Below are 16,944 nucleotides of genomic sequence, written 5' to 3' on the forward strand. Positions count from 1 at the left end.
CTATCGACGACGCGGCTATCCACTCCCACCGAATCTACGAATGTAGTCCCTGCTGGTGGCAAAGGGCGTTAGCTTCTCGCCATCAGACACTCTTTGCCGCCACGACGTACAGGCTATAATTTTCAGATTCGTCGTCGAAATCGCTAGCTTTTCACCTTCCGAATTTCTCCCGGATGTCGACACGGCCACCATTCTATCTCTCTTCGCCACCCCTTCTCCCCGTGACGTCATTTCTGATCGTACTTGCAGGCAGCCTGCCAATTTTATAGAGGATGTAGGGTGAGAATCTATAAACAGGGTTTTTCCTATTTAAATGTTCATTGTACGCCCTAAAGGTAGTTACTTCTGCGTGTACATTATTTTGGTGATCGTAGAAGTCGATGGTGCCACTACCTGTATACGAGAAGCGCTTTGGATAGGCCTCCTCAAGAACGGCGTACGTTCCTTTATGTATCATCGTCCCGGCGTATGCGCGGGCTAGATCCCACTTCCCCTCACTTACGGCTTTCTCATATGCCGCCCGTTCGGTTTTGCTTAGTTGAGATACCAGGAATTCATCGCCCTTCGCGACGGCTTCCTGTAATGCGTTTCTGATTTTAACGGCCGTATCCAAAGCTTCCATGTCATACGGGTCATGGTTACCGATTGCCACGACAATTCCCATTGTCATTATGGCCATATAGGCAAAGCCTCTACCGCAGCTTGACCCCAGGTTCTTGCAGTATTGTGCGTCGATTTTATCGAGGATGACATCGCGAACAATATAGAACTGGTCCGATAGAGCGGCATTGACCCGGTCCCTGCCGATCTGGTCAGCTACCTGCTCTACTGCCTTCATGTAGGCTGCGCGCCATTTGCGTTGTTCCTCGACATGTTTCACGCAATAGCTGGCGGAATGAGTCTTCGCGCAGGTCTTGTACTCTTGGCTGGGGCCGTTGTCGGGGCCTCTTCTGGCAGCAGCGGCGGCCTTGAGTCCCACGGACGCTTTGCCGCCAAACTGCTTGAATATTTCCCAGAAATATTGCAGTTGTCCGTCGGAAAGGCCGGCGTAAGCCAAGTTTACGAATCTACGAATTGTTTTCTTTGGGGCATCCCAGAATCCGTCCCACGGTATCGTTCCATTCGGAAGGACGTTTTGCCGCTTCATCTCTTCGACAGTCATCACACTGACGACGTCCCACTTGATCTCCCCTGCGGTAATACAGGCCAGACACATCTCGACCGCGCCGCCGCCGTAGCAACTGCCGATGCACGTGCCTCCGCCGCCGCTGCTGCCGCCCCCCATCATGATGCCGTGCTGGGCGTAGATATCGGCGGCGGTCTGGTAGTCGACGCCTGGCGTGTAGGCCGAGGGACCGGCGACGGAGCCGCCGCCGATGACGGTGGCGTGGCCAGTGGGGTCGGTGCCGGTCAGGGGTGAGGCGTTGGCGTAGGTGTAGCGGTTGGCCTGCACCGATGGGCTGGGGTTGAGGGTGGCGGTGTCGCGGCTGGTGAAGGTGCCGGTGCCGGGCTGGTACCAGCGGGCATGCATATTCACCTTGCCGGTGTCCGGGTCGGTGTACTCGCCCTGGAAACCGAGCCGGTTCTTGGTGCCGGTCTGGGCGGTGACGGTGCCGAACGGGTCGTAGGCGGTGGAGGACTGCACGGCGGTGGTGAAGGTGGCCACCAGGTCGCCGTGCAGGTCGCTCAGTGCGGCCACCGCTGCGCCGGCGCCCTCCTTCAGACCGAGCAGGCCGCCGCCGAGGTCCCGGGCGTACTTAGCCTGGACGGTGCCGCCGCTGTCGGTGATGGCAGCCAGGCCGTTACCGAGCCCGCTGTAGGCAAAGGTGTGCTTGGCGGTGCCGCGGATGCGGCTGGTCATCCGGTCGAGGGCGTCGTAGCTGTAGAGGCTGTCGCCGTCGGCGATGAGCCGGTCAAAGGCGTCGAAGGTGTATTGGGTGGTGGCGCCTGCCTTGGTGCTGGTGGCCAGGGTGCCGCGCGGGGTGTAGGTGTAGTCGGTGCCATCGCCGTTAGTCAGGCGATTGCGTTCGTCGTAGGTGAAGGTCGCGTTGCCAGCCTTGGTGCGGTTGCCAGCGGCGTCCCACTCGTAGGTGGTCACCGCGCCACCGGGGGCGGTCCAGGAGGTGAGCCGGCCAGCGTGGTCGTAGCCGTAGGTGTTGGTACCCGCCCCGGCGGTACCCGCGGTGGTCTTGGTGGTGAGATTGTCGTCCTTGTCCCAGCCGTAGGTGATCTTCGCGAGCTGGGTGCCGGAAGCGTTCTTCAACGTCTGGCTCTTGACCCGGTCCATTTCGTCGTAGTCGATGGTCTGGGTACTGGCCGTGCCACTGGTGGCCGTGATGGTCCCTAGTCGGCTGGCCGCGTCATAGCCGTAGGTGAGGGTACGGCTGGTGACCGGGTCGGTGGCGGTCTTCAGCCGGTTAGCAGTGTCATAGGTGAAGGTGGCGGTGCCAGCCGCGTCGATGCGCTGGATAGGGCTGCCCACCCCGTCATAGGCGTAGGCGGTTTCCTGGACGGTGCCGCGCGAGACCTTCAGGGGCAGGCCACGGTCGTTGTAGTCGACCGTCAGATCACCGGCGGTGGTGCCGCGGCCGGCCAGGTCGTAGCCGAACGTGTGCTCCGCCGTCGCCGCGCCGCCGCCCGCGCCGCTCTCCTTGGTGAGGCGGCCCAAGCGGTCGAAGGTCCGATCGATGCGTACCCCGCCCGGCTGGATGGTGGCCTTCGGGTTTCCGGCCTCGTCGTAGACGTGGGTCCAGGTGCGGTCGGCCGCGTTCGGGTGCGCCGTTGTGGAGGGCTCGGTCACCGTTTCCACCAGGCCGAGGCTGTTGTAGCTGGTCCAGGTGGCATTGCCGCGCCCATCGGTGATCCGGGTGCGGGCGCCGTTGGCATCGTAACCGTAACTGGTGGTGATCGACTGGCTGGCCGAGACCGGCTCGATAAGCGAGGTCAGGCGATTCAGCGCGTCGAAGGTCTGCCTGGTGACGTGGCCCTCGGGAGAGGTGGCGCTGATCTGGTTGCCCGCCAGGTCGTAGCCATATCCGTAGGTACGCAGCGGCGTCTCGTCGCCGGTATCGGTCACGTGCAGGTCCTTGACCGTGACCTTGCGGCCAGCCAGGTCATACTCGGCGACGCTGGCGTTGTCGTTCGCATCAACCGCCTTGACTGGGCGCCCGGCCAGGTCGTACTCGGTGGTCACGTTGCCTGCCGGGTCGGTGACGGTCTCGACCTCGCCAGCCGCGTTGCGGGTGAAACTGGTGGACTTGGTGCCCGTCCCGGAGCCGGGCACGGTCTGCTTGATCAGCCGGCCGACGTCGTCGTACTCCATCTTGGTGGTGTAGGCGGCGCTGGCGGGCTTGCGCTCGATCTGGGTGGCGGTGATCTGCCGGCCCAGGTCGTCGTAAGTGGCCTGGCTGCGGGCGCCGGTCGGGTCCACGGTGGCCAGCTTCTCGCCCGCCATGTCGTACTCGGTCACCCACGTGCCGGCGGTCTGCCCTTCGTCGGGCGCGGGGTCGGTGACGCGGACCTGACGGCCGAGTTGGTCGTACTCGTAGGAGGTGACGTAGCCGCGCGGATCGGTGGTGGACTTCAACTGTCCCGCCGTGTCGTAGGCGTGCCGGACGGTTGAGGTGATCGCGCTGCCGCCGGGCGGAGTGTAGGCCGGTGCGGTGGAGCTGGTCAGCCGGTTGACCTTGTCGAAGGTGGAGACCAACGTACGGCCTTCGGCATCGGTCTGATGGGTTTGGTTGCCCACGGTGTCGTAGCCGACCCGAGCTGCTGGGCGCGTGGAGGTGGTGGTGCCGTTCTTGTTCACCTGCACCTGCGGGGCCGTGGTCTCCACCAGCCGATCCAGGATGTCGTAGCGCAGAGTGGTGGTGTAGTCGGCGGCGTTCGCGCCGTCGGCATTGCCTCGTGGGTCGGTGGTGGCGACGGGCAGGCCCCGGTCGTCGTAGGTCGTGGTGGAGATGATGTCCTGGGTGCCGTTTTCGATGGTCTGCTTGGTGGGCTGGTTGAGCTTGTTGTAGGCGTAGCTGGTCATCTCGGTGCGGGTAGTGCCGGCCGCCGTCAGCGTGGTCTTGGTGGCGTTGTCGTTGGCGTCGTAGGCGAGGTCGGTGGTGCGGGCCAGCTTGTCTGGGTCGAGCACCTGGCGGGTGAGTCTGCTGGCGGCGTCGTACTTGAAGGTTGTGATGGTGGTGGCGTTGCCGGTCGTCGGATTGATACCGGTCACCTGTTCGGTGAGGTTGCCGGCCGGGTCGTACTCCTCCGCCTTGACTATGACGTCGCGGGGAGTGGCATTGGGGTCGTTCAGCCGGGCGTCGTCGGCGATTTGCTCCTTGAGCCGGTTGTCCATCCAGTACACGTTGGTGGTCTTGCGTCCCATCACATCCTTGATGGATGTCAGACGGCCACCCGCGTCGTAGCCGCGTGACTCCAGCACCACGTCCTTGGCCGCCTGCGGGTTGACCGGGCTGTCAGTCCAGCCCTTCAACGTCTGCGTGTATGGTTCGCCGCGTTCGGTGTAGCTCTGCTCGATGACCGTGCCGCGGGGGTCGGTGGTTCGGACCGGCCAGCCGCGATGGTTCCACACCTGCCGCGTGATGCCGCCTTCGGGGTTGGTGACGGAGTCTTGGCGGCCGTGCGTATCGTAGGTGTTGGTGGTGGTGCGCTCCGGTTCGCCGCCGGTCAGGTCGGCGATCGTTTCAGTGAGCACGTTGCCGTCAGGATCGTAGGTGTTGCGGGCCTGCGCGGTGTGCGTGACATTACTGATCTCGTTCTTCACCGGCGGGGCGGTGCTGGTGAGCAGGCGGCCGCAGCCGTCGTAGGCGAAGGTGGTCTTCGCGCCATTCGGGACGGCCTGAGAGATGCGGGTACTGGCGATCAAGCGGCCCAGCGGGTCGTAGTCCAGCTTGGAAACCAGACCTTCGGGTTCGGTCTGCTCGGCCAAGTCGCCAGCGGCGGTGTAGCGATAGCTCCACTGGCTGCCACGGGCGTCGCTCTTGGTCTTCACCAGCCCGGCGGGCGTGGCGCCGCCGCCGACCGCCGCCTCGCTGCCGTCGGTGTAGGCGATGCTGACGGACCGGCCCTGCGGGAAGTCCGCTGTGGCGGGGGTGGTCTGCTTGGTGTGTTCCCCGTAGCTGTTGTACTCGGTCGTGGTGGCGTAGGTGTTGTCTGTGTCATTGGCCGAGCGGCCATTCCGGTAGGTCGTCACCCGGTCGTTGCGCGGATCGAACGGGTCGTTCGCGTTGAGGTAGTAGGACCAGTATTCGATCGCGCACTCGCTCGGCGTCCGGCAGTACTGTCTGCCGAGGGTGTTACCGCGCTTGTCTTGGTAGATCTCGTTGGCGATGTCGTTACGGTCGATGATCTTCTTCAGGAAGCCCGCCTGGTCGTACTCGTACCAGGTGGCGAACTTCCGCTGGTCGGGCTCGCGACGGATGCGGTAGCCGCGCCAGGCATCGTAGAGATAGTCGAGCGTGATGTTGTCCGGGTCGGTCACCGTCACCTGCGCTTCGCCGGACTGCTGCTCAATGTCGATGTTGCCGATCTTCCAGGTGCCGCCGTCGCTGTCGGTGTGGGTGGCGATGCGGTCAGTCTTGTCGTCGTAGGTGTTGACGGCCCACAGACGCCCGGACGGCAGCGTGACCTTGGTGAGTTTGTGCGGCGCGCCGGTGCGGGCAGCGTAGTGGCTGGCCACCTCGGCCGCGGTCAGCGGCTTCCCGTAGAGAGCGACCTCATCCAGTTGCCCTTGGAACGGGAACGCCTGGGCAGTGGCAGGCACGGCCGGGGACTTGGCCGGGTCGGTGACACCGTTGCCGATCGTGGCGTACGTGCGCCAGCCGGTCGCAGTCCCGGTCATGGTGCCGACCTGCTGGCCATCCAGGTACAGCGTCTGGTTCTGCCCGGCCACGGTCAGCGCGACGTGATGCCATTGGTCGTTGTTCACCGCGGCGGCGGAGGTGATCGGGGAGGTGGCGGCGTCCAGGGAGCCGCGCAGCTTGCCGTCGGTGCCCACATACAGCATCGCGCCCTTGGCCAGGCTACTGCTTTCTTCGGTGCCCGCCGCCATGATCACCCCAGACTGGGCGGTCTTGAACCACGCCTCTACCGACACCTGATCGCCCAGATGCGGGATCGTGTTGGAGGGCAGCTTCACCACCGAACCCGTCTTGAACGTGGCCGAAGTGTCGGTAGTGCCGGCCAGCGCGCCCGGCTGTGCCAACGTGATGCCCTGATAGGTGGTCAGGTCTCCTGCGCCGCTGCCCAGATCCTCCCCGCTGCTGGCGCCCAATGCTTCGCCGAGCCGCCAGTAGCCGAACGGGTCGGAGTTGAGCACACTGCTGCGATACAGCGACCCGCCGCCGTACTCATATGTTGTGCAGTTCGGCGCCGCCACCGGCGCGCACACCTGCGTCAACCGGCCCGCATCGTAACTGTAGTTCCAGGTCAGGGCCTGACCGTCGACCGGGTCACTGGAGATCGTCGCGACCTGGATGCCCTGCCAGGTGAACGTCACCGACCGGCCCCCCACACCGGTGACCTTGGCCAGCTTCCCGCCTGCGTCATAGGTCAGGGTCTGGCCACGCCCGCGCTGGTCGGTGATTGAGGTCAACCGGCCTGCGGTGTCGAAGCGGTAGCTGGTGGAGGTCTTGTCCATCAACCGCCACCCGCCGCTCTGCTCGGCCAGCGTCGCGTACATGGCGGGCGGCGGTTGGAAGGTCCCGTCCCCGTTGGCGCGGAACCGCACCTGCCGCCCATCCGGGTAGGTCACCAGCGCCGACGTCGAAGCGCCGCGCACCTCCTTGACCACCTTCATGTCCCAGCGGGTCGACCAGCCGGCGCCGAACATCCCGTCCGTGCGCGGGTCCAGGCTGTTGTAGGTGCGCACCACCGACAGCGGCGGTCCTACCGTCGCGACCGTCAGATCCGTCAATGTGGTGGTGTAGTTCCCCGTCTGCTGGTTGAACTCCTGCCCCACCACGCCAGAACTGGCCAGCTGCGAGGTCACCACCGGCGGCCGTACCCCGGTCGTGAACGTCAGCACCGACGAGGTCGTCGTCGACGAATCGAAGGAATCCTTGATCGTGACCGTCCACCAGTACTGCTTGCCCCAGGCCAGCTTCGCGGCCGGGACGGTCCAACTGTTGCCGTTACCCGCCACATAGCCGGACGTTGTGCACCCGGCGCCGGACATCGACTCAATGTCACACAGCTTGAACGAATACGACACCGTGGAATTGCTGCCGTTGTTGCTCTTCCCCCACGCACGCAACGACGGCGTCAATGAGTCAACCAGATACCCTGGCTTGGGATACACATCTACTAGGTTCGGCACGGCCAGCACTGACCGATCCGCCGCCTCCGCCCTGGCCACCCCGGGCGGCAAACCGTCTGTCTCCGGCGCAGCGGGCGCCGAATCGGTGGTTCGATCCTCAGCCGGTACCGCCCCCATGGGCGCGGTGACCTCCGACCGCCACCCATCCGACGGCGCTAACGCCGCCGGAACCCGCATGGCCGACAACAAGGACGGCAACCCCGTAGCGGATCCCACCATCTGCTGCGGCACCGCGACGGACGACGCACTGCTGCCCTCAAGCGCCGCGACTGTGGAGAACGCCACGGCAGGCTGCGCGGGTATCACCAGCAGACCAGGCGCCAGACCAGCCAGCGCAACTATCGTTCCAACCGAACGGGGCCAAGACAAGAACCGGCGCATGCGCCACCACACTCCGAACCACAACGAAGAACACCGACAAGGGCGCCTAACGTCGCTCTCCGCCGCGCCGACAGGTACCCTCGCGAGCGGCTCGGAGCTGATCTCTAGCCGACGATCAACGTAAGAAATCCTGACCTATCCGACAAGGCGTGCAATCGTCACAAATCGGAAAACAGCCCTATCTGGTACGCAACGCTCCGTTATCAGTCAGTGTGTGATGTCGGCGACCGAGGACAAGTCCGGTCAAGTCCGTGTTGTGGCCCTCCGGCGCTGGGCTCGACATGGTCCCATTCTCGACCGCGCCGGGTGTCAGGACCGTAAGATGCTGAGGCGGAAGCTTGATCACCCGTCGCCATCGCCCCAGGGCAAGCCAAGCGGACCAAGGGGCTGGGGCGAGGGTCGTTCCTCCGGTGGGGAGTGCCACCTTCACCCCAGGCCCTTGGCCCGCTACCCTGGCGGGTGGAATGACGGCGACGGGATGCTCAGGCAGGACAGTCGCTGACAATGCCAGGCGTCTTTTGCGCGCACGTACGATCCCCTAATCTGTCGCGAGCATAGAAGCCGTGCGATCAAGACTGGAGGGTCCAGATGGGGGTCTTCTACGACTACTACCGGGCAGCGGACAGGCAGGCCGCCGCCGAGAAGCCCGACAGCCCCCGAGCTGTAGAGGAGCCCATGGCTGGCGTACCGTCTTTTGACGCGGTGGACGCCAAGGGGATTGATCCCAACGTGATCCTCGGGCAGCTCATAGCCGTCGTCAAGGAAATTCCGTACAGCTTGGATTTGATACAGACGATCACTGTCTATCCGCCGCCCGAGGCCGCTCCGGCGACAATTGAGGAGTGGGAGGCTCTTCCGGATGACTCTCCCTACAAGGAGGGGCCGGGAATCGAAGAGCTCTCAGTAGACGTGCGCGACACCCTCGCTGGCATCCCGGACAGCAGGTTGGGCGAGCTCACTGAGCGCTGGGAACAGATCGAAGAGTTCGCCGACTTTCCGCCCGCCCGAGGGTTCCTTCTGCAGGTCCTCACGGAGCTGCGCGATATAGCTCAGCGGGCACAAAAGGAAGATCAGATGATCTACTGCTGGATCGGTGTCTAGGGTCTTTCCAAAGGTCCAGTTCGAGCCCTTGCACTTCCCCTCTTAGCGTGGAGACCGAACCGGGAGAGGTTTGGTCGTGGCAGCAGTCACGAGGCGACGCTTTGATCCGGAGTTCCGGGCCGGGGCGCTGCGTATCGTCAAGGAGACCGGCAAGCCCGTGGCCCAGGTGGCGCGGGATCTGGGGATCAGCCCGTACACGCTGCACAATTGGGTGCAGATGGATCGGCTCGCCAAGCAGTACCACGGCGACAGCGACGGGAGCGGAACGCTGGAGGAGTCCGAGCAGGAAGAATTGGCCCGGCTGCGGCGGGAGAAGGCCGCGCTGGTCAAGCAGCACGCCGAAAAGAAAGCGGCGTGGGACAAGGAACGCGCCGAGCTGGAAGACGAGCGTGACGACGCCCCTATGCTTGTCAAGCCGCAGCGGACGAGGTATCCGCAGGTGAGAGTGCTTCGATGATGATCGGGAAGACTTCGCGAGCGACGTAGCGCTTGAGGCAGCGGATGATCTCTTTCTTGGATTTGCCCTCCGTGGTGCGGCGTTCGGCGTAGACGCGGGTGCGCGCGTCGCGGCCAAGGCGGGTCACGACGATCGTGTAGAGGGCGCTGTTGCTGCGCCGGTCGCCACCGCGGTTGAGCCGGTGCCGGACGGTCTTGCCGGAGGACGCCTCGATCGGGTTGACGCCACACAGGGCGGCGAAGGCCGCTTCGCTCCCGAGCCGGTCGGGGTTGTCGCCAGCGGTGATGAGCAGCGCGGCGGCGGTGTCCGGCCCGATCCCGTGCCGCTGCAACAGTCGCGGCGCGCGTTCGGTGATGATCGCGACCAGTGCGCGTTCGTGAGCGCGAGCTTCTTCGGTCAGGGTCAGGATCCGGCGGGCGAGCATGCGCAGCACGGTGCGGGCCGCGTCGTCGATGGTGCGATGCTCATCCTCGGGCAGGTCTGCGCAGGTGCGGATGAGCGTGGTCGGCCCAAGACCAGCGAGCGCATCGCGCAGCGTCGGGTCGGCGCGCATGAGGATGGCCCGCAGCTGGTTGATGGCTTGCGTGCGAGCCTTGACCGCCGAACCCTTGGCGACTTTGAGCATGCGGATCATCTCGACGGCGCCGTCACCGGTCTTGGCGATGGCAGTAGCCTCCTGCGACAGCACGGCTCGTGCGGCGTTCTCGGCGTCGATGGCGTCGCTCTTACCGCGCCGCCGCCGACGGGCTCGATCGGGTCGGTTGATCTCCAGGATCTGCATGTCGTGGCGGCGCAGGAAGCGGTTGAGCGCGGTGCCGTGCGAGCTGGTGCCTTCAACTCCAGCTCGTCGCAGCTGGCCGTGTCCGCGCGCCCAGTCCAGTAGCGCGGCATATCCGTCGGCGGTGGCCGGGAACGCCTGGGTGCCGATGAGCACGCCCATGACGGTGATCACTGCTGCGACGTGCACGTCGTTGTGGGTGTCCACGCCGAGGACGATCTCCTCATCAACGTCGGCGTCGGCAGGGACGGTGTGGTCGTCGGCGGGGCGGATCACGGATCTCCTCACAGGCTCGGAAGGTGATGGTCACCGGCCGGGCGAGGAGGTCAGGACTGTGATGATGCACATGGCGAGGCCCCTATGGGGACACATCCACGCCTGGTCCGGCGGCACCGCCCGGGCCAGGGCGACAGGTCATCACCAAGGCACGGTGGCCAGTCTCAAGCTGGGTCAGACCCTGGCTTGTCGGGCGGTGCCTCTTCAGTCTCACAGTGCTCAAGCGCTCCGTGGTCTTGTGGGTCAAAGAGGCGATGGGCCGATAAGCGTGGCGGCCTTCATCAGCTCCCAGAAGACCGAGCACGGCATCGACCACGTCACCTCCTGCCGGGCATTAGGTGTGTCGCAGTCCTGGTACTACAAGTGGAAGAACCGCATCGGCCAGGACATGCCGACCGCTCGGGAACGCCGGCGGGCCGACCTGGACACGGAGATCGCCCGCCTGTTCGAGGCGTCGGGTGGAACCTACGGCTCACCTCGGATCACGCGTGACCTGCACGAGGCGGGCTGGCGGGTATCAGAGAACACCGTCGCGGCGCGAATGGCTGAGCTCGGCCTGGTCGCCCGGCGACGGCGCAAGCCGCGCTCGCTCACCCGGCAAGGCAAGCGGTCGGCCGCCCCGGATCTGGTCCACCGCAAGTTCGCCGCGCCCGCGCCGGACGTGCTGTGGTGCGGCGATGTGACGCAGATTGATACCGACGAGGGCAAGCTGTATCTGGCCACCGTCGAGGACCTGTTCTCTCGCCGGCTGCTCGGCTACGCCATGTCCGAACACCATGATGCGGCGCTGACCTGCGCCTCACTGCAGATGGCGGTGGCCACCCGCGGCGGCGACGTGGACGGGGTGATCTTCCATTCGGACCGCGGCTCGGAGTACAGCGCAGCCCGCTACCAGGAGCTATGCCGGCGTCTGGGCGTGGTTCAGTCGATGGGCCGCGTGGGCTGCGCGCTCGACAACGCGGCCGCCGAGGCGTTCAACAGCACGCTCAAGGTCGAGTACGTGCACCGCCAACGGTTCCGTACCCGGGCAGAGGCCAGGCTGAAGATCGCCACCTGGATCGCCGACTTCTACAACACCACTCGGCGGCACAGCGCCAACGACGGCTTGCCGGAGGTTGTCACTTCAGGTGTGTAAAGATCGTTTCTGATGGCCTGAGGTCGGTCTTTACCTGATGCGGCCTGGATAGGCGATGTCGAGTTCGATCAGCGCTTCGCGCCAGCCGATGGTGCGTTGTCCTTCGATCAGGCGGGCGGTGCTGGGCGAGTTCTTGATCTTTCCGGTCTCCTCCTTGGTGATGGCGCGTTCGCGGGCGCGTTTGTCCTCGATATTGATGATGGCCAGCCACAGCAGTTTGACCACGGCGTCGTCGCCGGGGAAGTGGCCGCGGGCCTTGGTGACCTTGCGCAGCTGGTAGTTCAGCGACTCGATGCTGTTGGTGGTGTAGAGCAGCTTGCGGACCGCCGGGGAGAAGGCGAAGAACGGGGTGAAGCGGTCCCAGGCGGTCTCGAACACACGGGCCGCCTGCGGATACCTCTGGCCCCAGGTGGAGGCGGTGAAGTCGGCCAGGGCGTCGAAGGCGGCTTCCGCACTGGGCGCCGTATAGATCTTCTTGAGCTCGGCGGCCAGCGTGGCGCGGTCACGACGGGCGACCGGCCGCAGCGCGTTGCGGATCAGGTGCACGACGCAGGCCTGCACGATGGTGTGCGGGAAGGCATGGTGGATGGCGTCTTCGAAGCCGTTCAGTCCGTCGGTGCAGGCGATGAGGATGTCGCGCACTCCCCGGTTGCGCAGGTCGGTCATCACAGAGGTCCAAAAACGGGCCGACTCGCCGGCGGTGGCGGCATCGAGCGGGGTCTTGGCCAGCCAGATCCCCAGCACGTGCTTGTCGCCGTCGGCGTCGATACCGATCGCGAGGTAGGCGGGTTTGGCCTGGACGCTGTGGTTGTCGCGGACCTTGACCACGATGGCGTCCAGGAACACCACCGGGTAGACGGCATCCAACGGCCGTGCCTGCCAGGCGCGGACCTCTTCGAGTACGGCGTCGGTGATGTTGGAGATGGCCTCGTGCGACAGTTCGGTGTCGTAGATCTGACGCAGGTGGTGCTGGATGTCGCGCACGCTCATGCCGTGCGCGTACAGGCTGATGATCATGTCGTCCAGGCCGCCGGAGACGCGGCCGGCCCGTTTGGGCACCAGCATCGGCTCGAAGGTGCCGGCCCGGTCGCGGGGCACGGACAGCCGCACCGGCCCCACCCCCGTCTGCACGGTCTTGCCGATCCTGCCGTTGCGGGAGTTGCCGCTGCCATGGCCGGCCACCTCGTGCTTGCCGTAGCCCAGATGCGCCGACAGCTCGCCCTCCAGCGCGCGTTCCAGCACCGCCTTGACCAACTCGCCGAGCATCGAGCCCTGCCCGGTCAGCCGCAGCCCGCCCGCGCTGTCGCGTGAGCGTTCCAGCAGCAGGTCCAGCACGTGATCGCCGAGCAGGTCCCGCAACGGCGTCTCGCCGTCACGCTGGGGGGATTTTTCCCCGCCATGATGAGCAGCCGCCCCCAGCAGCGCCGATGTGTCATCGTGCTGGTCTTGCCCCACCGCGGCCAGCGCGGTTCTTCCCCGTGTCGTGGACATGATCGTGTTCTCCCCCGAGATGGTCAATGATCTTTGCAGATTTCCGTCTACGTTTGGTGATCATTTCCACACCTGGAGTGATACCCCCGCTTGCCGCCCGTCACATTCGAGCGTCACGTGATCGAGAAGAGGAAAGCCTCATCGGCCCTGCTGAGGACCGCTGTGGCATAGGACCGTCTCCACGTTTTCAGGGGATTGACACCCTCAAGGCTGCCGTGCAGTGAGTGCTTTTCATCCGGCTTCGCGCAGCTGTAGCACGAGGATGGCTTTCACAAGTTGACCTGCCAGAAGAGGGCAGCAGCGGAGTTTGCGCAGGATGCGCCAGGTCTTCAGCTGAGCGTGGGCGCGTTCGCCCGGTGCGCGGAGCTTGGCGTGGGCGGCATTGGCGGCCTTTTGAGAGACGGGCTTGTTGCGGCCCTTGACCCTGCTGGCTAACTCGGGTTCAGACCGCGAGGGTCTGGTCGAGGCGGGCGAGGTGGCTAGTACGAGTGCGGTCGAGTGGGTGGCCGTTCCACCAGGCATCGAGTCGGGTGAGATTGAGGGCAGTAGCTGAGATGACGTGTTCGAGGTGGACCTTGCGGAGTCCGCGATAGCGGGCTCGGCGGATGCCAGTGACGGCGACGGCTTGCCGGATAGTGCCTTCTACTCCGGCGCGGATCTTGTACTTGTGCTGCCAGTCTTGGCTGCTCTGCTGGGTGCGGGCGGCGTCGAGGGCTTGTTGCTGGGCTTGGGTGTGGCGCAGGGTGATCTGGCGTCGGCCGCTGGTGCTGCGGGTGCATGCGGTCCTGGCAGGGCAGGGCATGCAGGTCTTCGCGGAGAATCTGACCACGATGGTGTCCAGGCCGCGCTGGATGGTCGGAGTCCAGGAGATGCTGGTCTGTCCTTGGGGACAGGTGGCCTGTTTGGCGGTCCAATCGATGGTGAACGCGGCCCGGCCGTATCCGGTGGCGGCGCGGGCCTGGGGCGAGGAGTCGAACCGCACCGGTGCGACCAAGGCCAGCCCGTAAAGATCACGGGCTGAGACGATCAGCTCGGCCGTAGCGTATCCGGAATCGACATAGTGCTCGGCCGGAAGCAAATCCCGCCGCTGGAGTCCTTGATGGATCGAGGCCGTCATGGCCATGTCCGCGACGGTCGCGTCGGTCGTCGCCACGTTCGTGATCAGGTTCGGCGGCGAGCTCGCGTCGCCGTCCTCGCCGCTCCTGCTGGTGGCGCAGGTTTCGCTGATGTGGACCTTGTAGCCGTTCCAGAACACGTCGGCTTTGGCCGACCAGCGGGTGTCTGGATCGTAGGGCGAGGCCAGCCGGTGTCTGCCGGGCGGCAGTCCCGCTCCACCCTCGCGCAGGGACCGCCGCCGTTCGACCACCTCCCGCCCGCGAGCATCGACGGTCCGGACGAAGTTCTGGATCAACATCACGCGCAACGCCTGCACCGCGGGCAGTTCTCGTAGCCAGGCGGGGGAGAACGGCGCGTAGAGGGCCGCGCAGAACGCGTACCCGTCAGCGCCGTAGGCCCGCGCGAGCTGCTCCTGCTTGGCCTTGGAGGCCGGCAGCCGCCAGGAGTCGACTCGCGCCCGATACCGATCCGCCCAGTCCGGCACCTCCAGCACCTGTTCCACCCAGCCGGGCGCGGCTGCGGCGAGGGCTTCCAAGGCGGCCCGCACGCATTCGCCGGCCAGCTCGACCCGGTTCAGGTCCCGCACCGCCGAGATCACATGTGTGGCATCGGTGCGCTGTTTCCCGCCCGCTTTCACCAATCCTCTGGCCTGCAGCGTCTCCAACAGCAGGTCCAGGACCCGCTCCTCCAGCCCATGGGCGATCACCCTCGACCGGAACTCACTCAGCACACTCGCGTCGAACCCCGGATCGTCCAGCTCCAGTCCCAGCGCGTACTTCCACGACAGATCCGTCCGGACCGCTTCAGCGGCCCGTCGATCGGTCAGGTTCTCCACCCGCTGCAGCACCGTGATCAACGCCAGGCGGCCCGGAGACCATCCCGGCCGCCCCTCCGTCCCGAACGCGGCCACGAACTGCTCATCGGCGAACAACTCACCCAGCTCATCCCGCACCCGAACCGGTAACGGCATCTCCCGCCGCCCCCGATACATCACCCGGATCGCCTCCGCCACCAACGGCGACGGCTCCGGCCACGGACACGGCTGCACAGACACCGAAACACCCCAAACACAGCCGGGATAAGGGAACGACGGCCGCCCTTCATGATCCACCTGACCCAGCAGATCACGAACCACACCACGCACGCCGCGAGTTAGCCAGCAGGGTCGCCCTTGTACGGCACGCGCACGTGCTCGCCCGCGCCGACGTAGCCCTTGTCGGCCAGGACAATCAGGTCGCTGGCGTTCAGGCGGCGCAGGATGCCCCAGATCCGGGCGGCTTTGAGGTCGTGTACCGAGCCGGGAAGTGAGCCGGAGGTCCACAGCGGTGTGCCATCAGGAGCAGCCAGGACCTGGATGTTCATGCCGTGTTTCTTGTGCTTGCCTGAGTAGTAGGGGCGGTCGGCTGCCACCCGGTCGATGGGGATGAGCGTGCCGTCCAGCACCAGGTAGGGATAGCCGGCACGGCGGGCCGCGCGTAAGACCGTGTCCAAGCGGGGCGCGCGAGCGGCGAGCAGGGCGATGGCCTCGCGGATGTAGCGCCAGGCGGTGGCCACTCCGACGCCGAAGCCAGCCGCAACTTCGGTGAGCGTTTCGTCCTTGCGCAGGTGCACGAGCACGAGGAGGGCCTGCTGGCCTGCGTTGAGGCGCCGCCATGGCGAGCGGATCTTCTTGCGGTGTCGGCGGATCAGGTCGGACAGATAGGACAGCGTCCGAGATGACAATGACAGCGCAGCACGGTAGAACAGCAACTCGGAGCCTCTGGTGGACAGGTTGATCTTGGTCGACAACCCTTTTACCAGGGGCTTCTTTACTTGTCGATCAACCTGTCGCCTCCAGCAAGTCCTCGACCGTCTACCAGCGGAGACGCGGTGAGAGGTTTTTCTCATTGATCGCCCGTGAAACCCCGTGTTCCCCCTGAGTGCCCCCAGTTCAGAGGCACGTATGAGGCACGCGATCAAGAGAGAACGCCCCGTCAGGACCTTCACGTCTTCCCTCGACCGATCTTCCCGGTGGGCGTTGGGGTTGGCCAGGCGGGTGACGGACAGGAAGGTACCCGCGGCCGCGGCGAGGTCGCCTCCGTCGCTGCGGAGCGGGGCGACCTTCCGGGAGGTGGTGCTCATCCCGCGCTCGGTCCAGTGACGGCTGCGGCTATGTATCAGAAATGAACGTCGTCCTCGACGGCGCTCGGTTTGTAGGGTGCGAGGTCCACGAGGGCGAGATCTTGCGCAGTGAAACTTAAGGGAGCAGCCGCGGCGCTGCGGTTCGATCTGTGCTGGAGGGGCCGCCTGTGAGCTGGGGTTATACGACCATCCGAGACTCGTCGAGCCGGCGACCAGTCGACAACGCTACACAATTCCGGGCAGCTTTCAAACGTCCGTCCGTCGCACTATAGCCATTAGCATTCTATCCGGATTTCCAGCTTTCGCCATGGCGTCACGTGCCGCCTTTTCTACATCCAGGTCGAGGAAATCCTTCCCTTTGTCGATAAGTTCGACAGTAAGTAGCGTGTCAGCCCAACGGTCGGTCTGCCACTGAGTGGCATATCCAGGGCGCGCGACAACACTCCAACCCTTTTCGCGCAAAGAATCTGAGACAGAGTTAAGCGCGCCAGGTCCACTGGAGTCCCCGACATTAAGAAATACATAGTCAGTGACCACAATAGAATCGGATTCAGTGAATCCCGTACTCACCTCGCCAACCACTTGGCCGAGTCCTCGTATTTCGCGAATAACGCCTGGATCAACTTCTAGAGCTACGCCGCCCCAACTCCTCAACACAAGGAGGATCGAAATGGACCCGACGGCCACCACCCCGCAGGCTATCACGAGTCCGATCATGAGGCGTTTACTACCTCTACGAATCTCCATTCTTAATCTTCCTT

At 64.9% G+C, this 16,944-nt stretch carries 8 protein-coding genes and 2 pseudogenes; 3 read left to right on the top strand and 7 right to left on the bottom strand.

The annotated features are described in order from the left end of the window. Nucleotides 1-193: 193 nt before the first annotated feature. Complete coding sequence (locus HD596_RS63545) at nt 194-7,612, bottom strand: LamG-like jellyroll fold domain-containing protein (RefSeq protein ID WP_185067901.1); 7,419 nt, start codon at nt 7,610-7,612, stop codon at nt 194-196. 684 nt (nt 7,613-8,296) lie between these two features. Between HD596_RS63545 and HD596_RS03805 the strand changes: the two genes are divergently transcribed. Together HD596_RS03805 and HD596_RS03810 are read left to right on the top strand one after the other, a co-directional pair. Next, complete coding sequence (locus tag HD596_RS03805; RefSeq protein ID WP_185067902.1) at nt 8,297-8,809, top strand: hypothetical protein; 513 nt, start codon at nt 8,297-8,299, stop codon at nt 8,807-8,809. 76 nt (nt 8,810-8,885) lie between these two features. Then, a complete protein-coding gene (locus HD596_RS03810) occupies nt 8,886-9,266 on the top strand; it encodes a transposase (protein WP_185067903.1) in 381 nt (126 codons plus the stop codon). On the opposite strand, the gene HD596_RS03815 is transcribed toward HD596_RS03810, so the two are convergent. Continuing rightward, nucleotides 9,220-10,320, bottom strand: a complete 1,101-nt coding sequence (locus HD596_RS03815) for an IS110 family RNA-guided transposase (RefSeq protein WP_221519172.1) — start codon at nt 10,318-10,320, stop codon at nt 9,220-9,222. The genes HD596_RS03810 and HD596_RS03815 overlap by 47 nt on opposite strands. 268 nt (nt 10,321-10,588) lie before the next feature. Here HD596_RS03815 and HD596_RS03820 point away from each other — a divergent pair, with 268 nt between their 5' ends. Then, nucleotides 10,589-11,455, top strand: a complete 867-nt coding sequence (locus HD596_RS03820; protein WP_221519173.1) for an IS3 family transposase — start codon at nt 10,589-10,591, stop codon at nt 11,453-11,455. A gap of 30 nt (nt 11,456-11,485) precedes the next feature. On the opposite strand, the gene HD596_RS03825 is transcribed toward HD596_RS03820, so the two are convergent. From HD596_RS03825 to HD596_RS03845, 5 genes and pseudogenes are all read right to left on the bottom strand, one after another. Further along, nucleotides 11,486-12,874, bottom strand: coding sequence for an IS256 family transposase (locus HD596_RS03825; protein WP_446685872.1), 1,389 nt, complete (start codon nt 12,872-12,874; stop codon nt 11,486-11,488). Nucleotides 12,875-13,177: 303 nt separating this feature from the next. Next, nucleotides 13,178-13,366 (bottom strand): annotated as a pseudogene (locus HD596_RS03830) (IS5/IS1182 family transposase); the annotation flags it as partial. Nucleotides 13,367-13,388: 22 nt separating this feature from the next. After that, the gene (locus HD596_RS03835; protein WP_221519174.1) at nt 13,389-15,074 is read right to left on the bottom strand and encodes an IS1182 family transposase; all 1,686 of its coding nucleotides are present in this window, start codon (nt 15,072-15,074) and stop codon (nt 13,389-13,391) included. A gap of 155 nt (nt 15,075-15,229) precedes the next feature. Then, nucleotides 15,230-15,811 (bottom strand): annotated as a pseudogene (locus tag HD596_RS03840) (transposase family protein); the annotation flags it as partial. Between the two features lie 618 nt (nt 15,812-16,429). Continuing rightward, nucleotides 16,430-16,930 carry a hypothetical protein gene (locus HD596_RS03845; protein ID WP_185067906.1) on the bottom strand — a complete coding sequence of 167 codons (501 nt, stop codon included), beginning with the start codon at nt 16,928-16,930 and terminating at the stop codon, nt 16,430-16,432. Nucleotides 16,931-16,944 lie beyond the last annotated feature (14 nt).

The sequence above is a fragment of the Nonomuraea jabiensis genome (assembly GCF_014204795.1).
Classification (GTDB): domain Bacteria; phylum Actinomycetota; class Actinomycetes; order Streptosporangiales; family Streptosporangiaceae; genus Nonomuraea; species Nonomuraea jabiensis.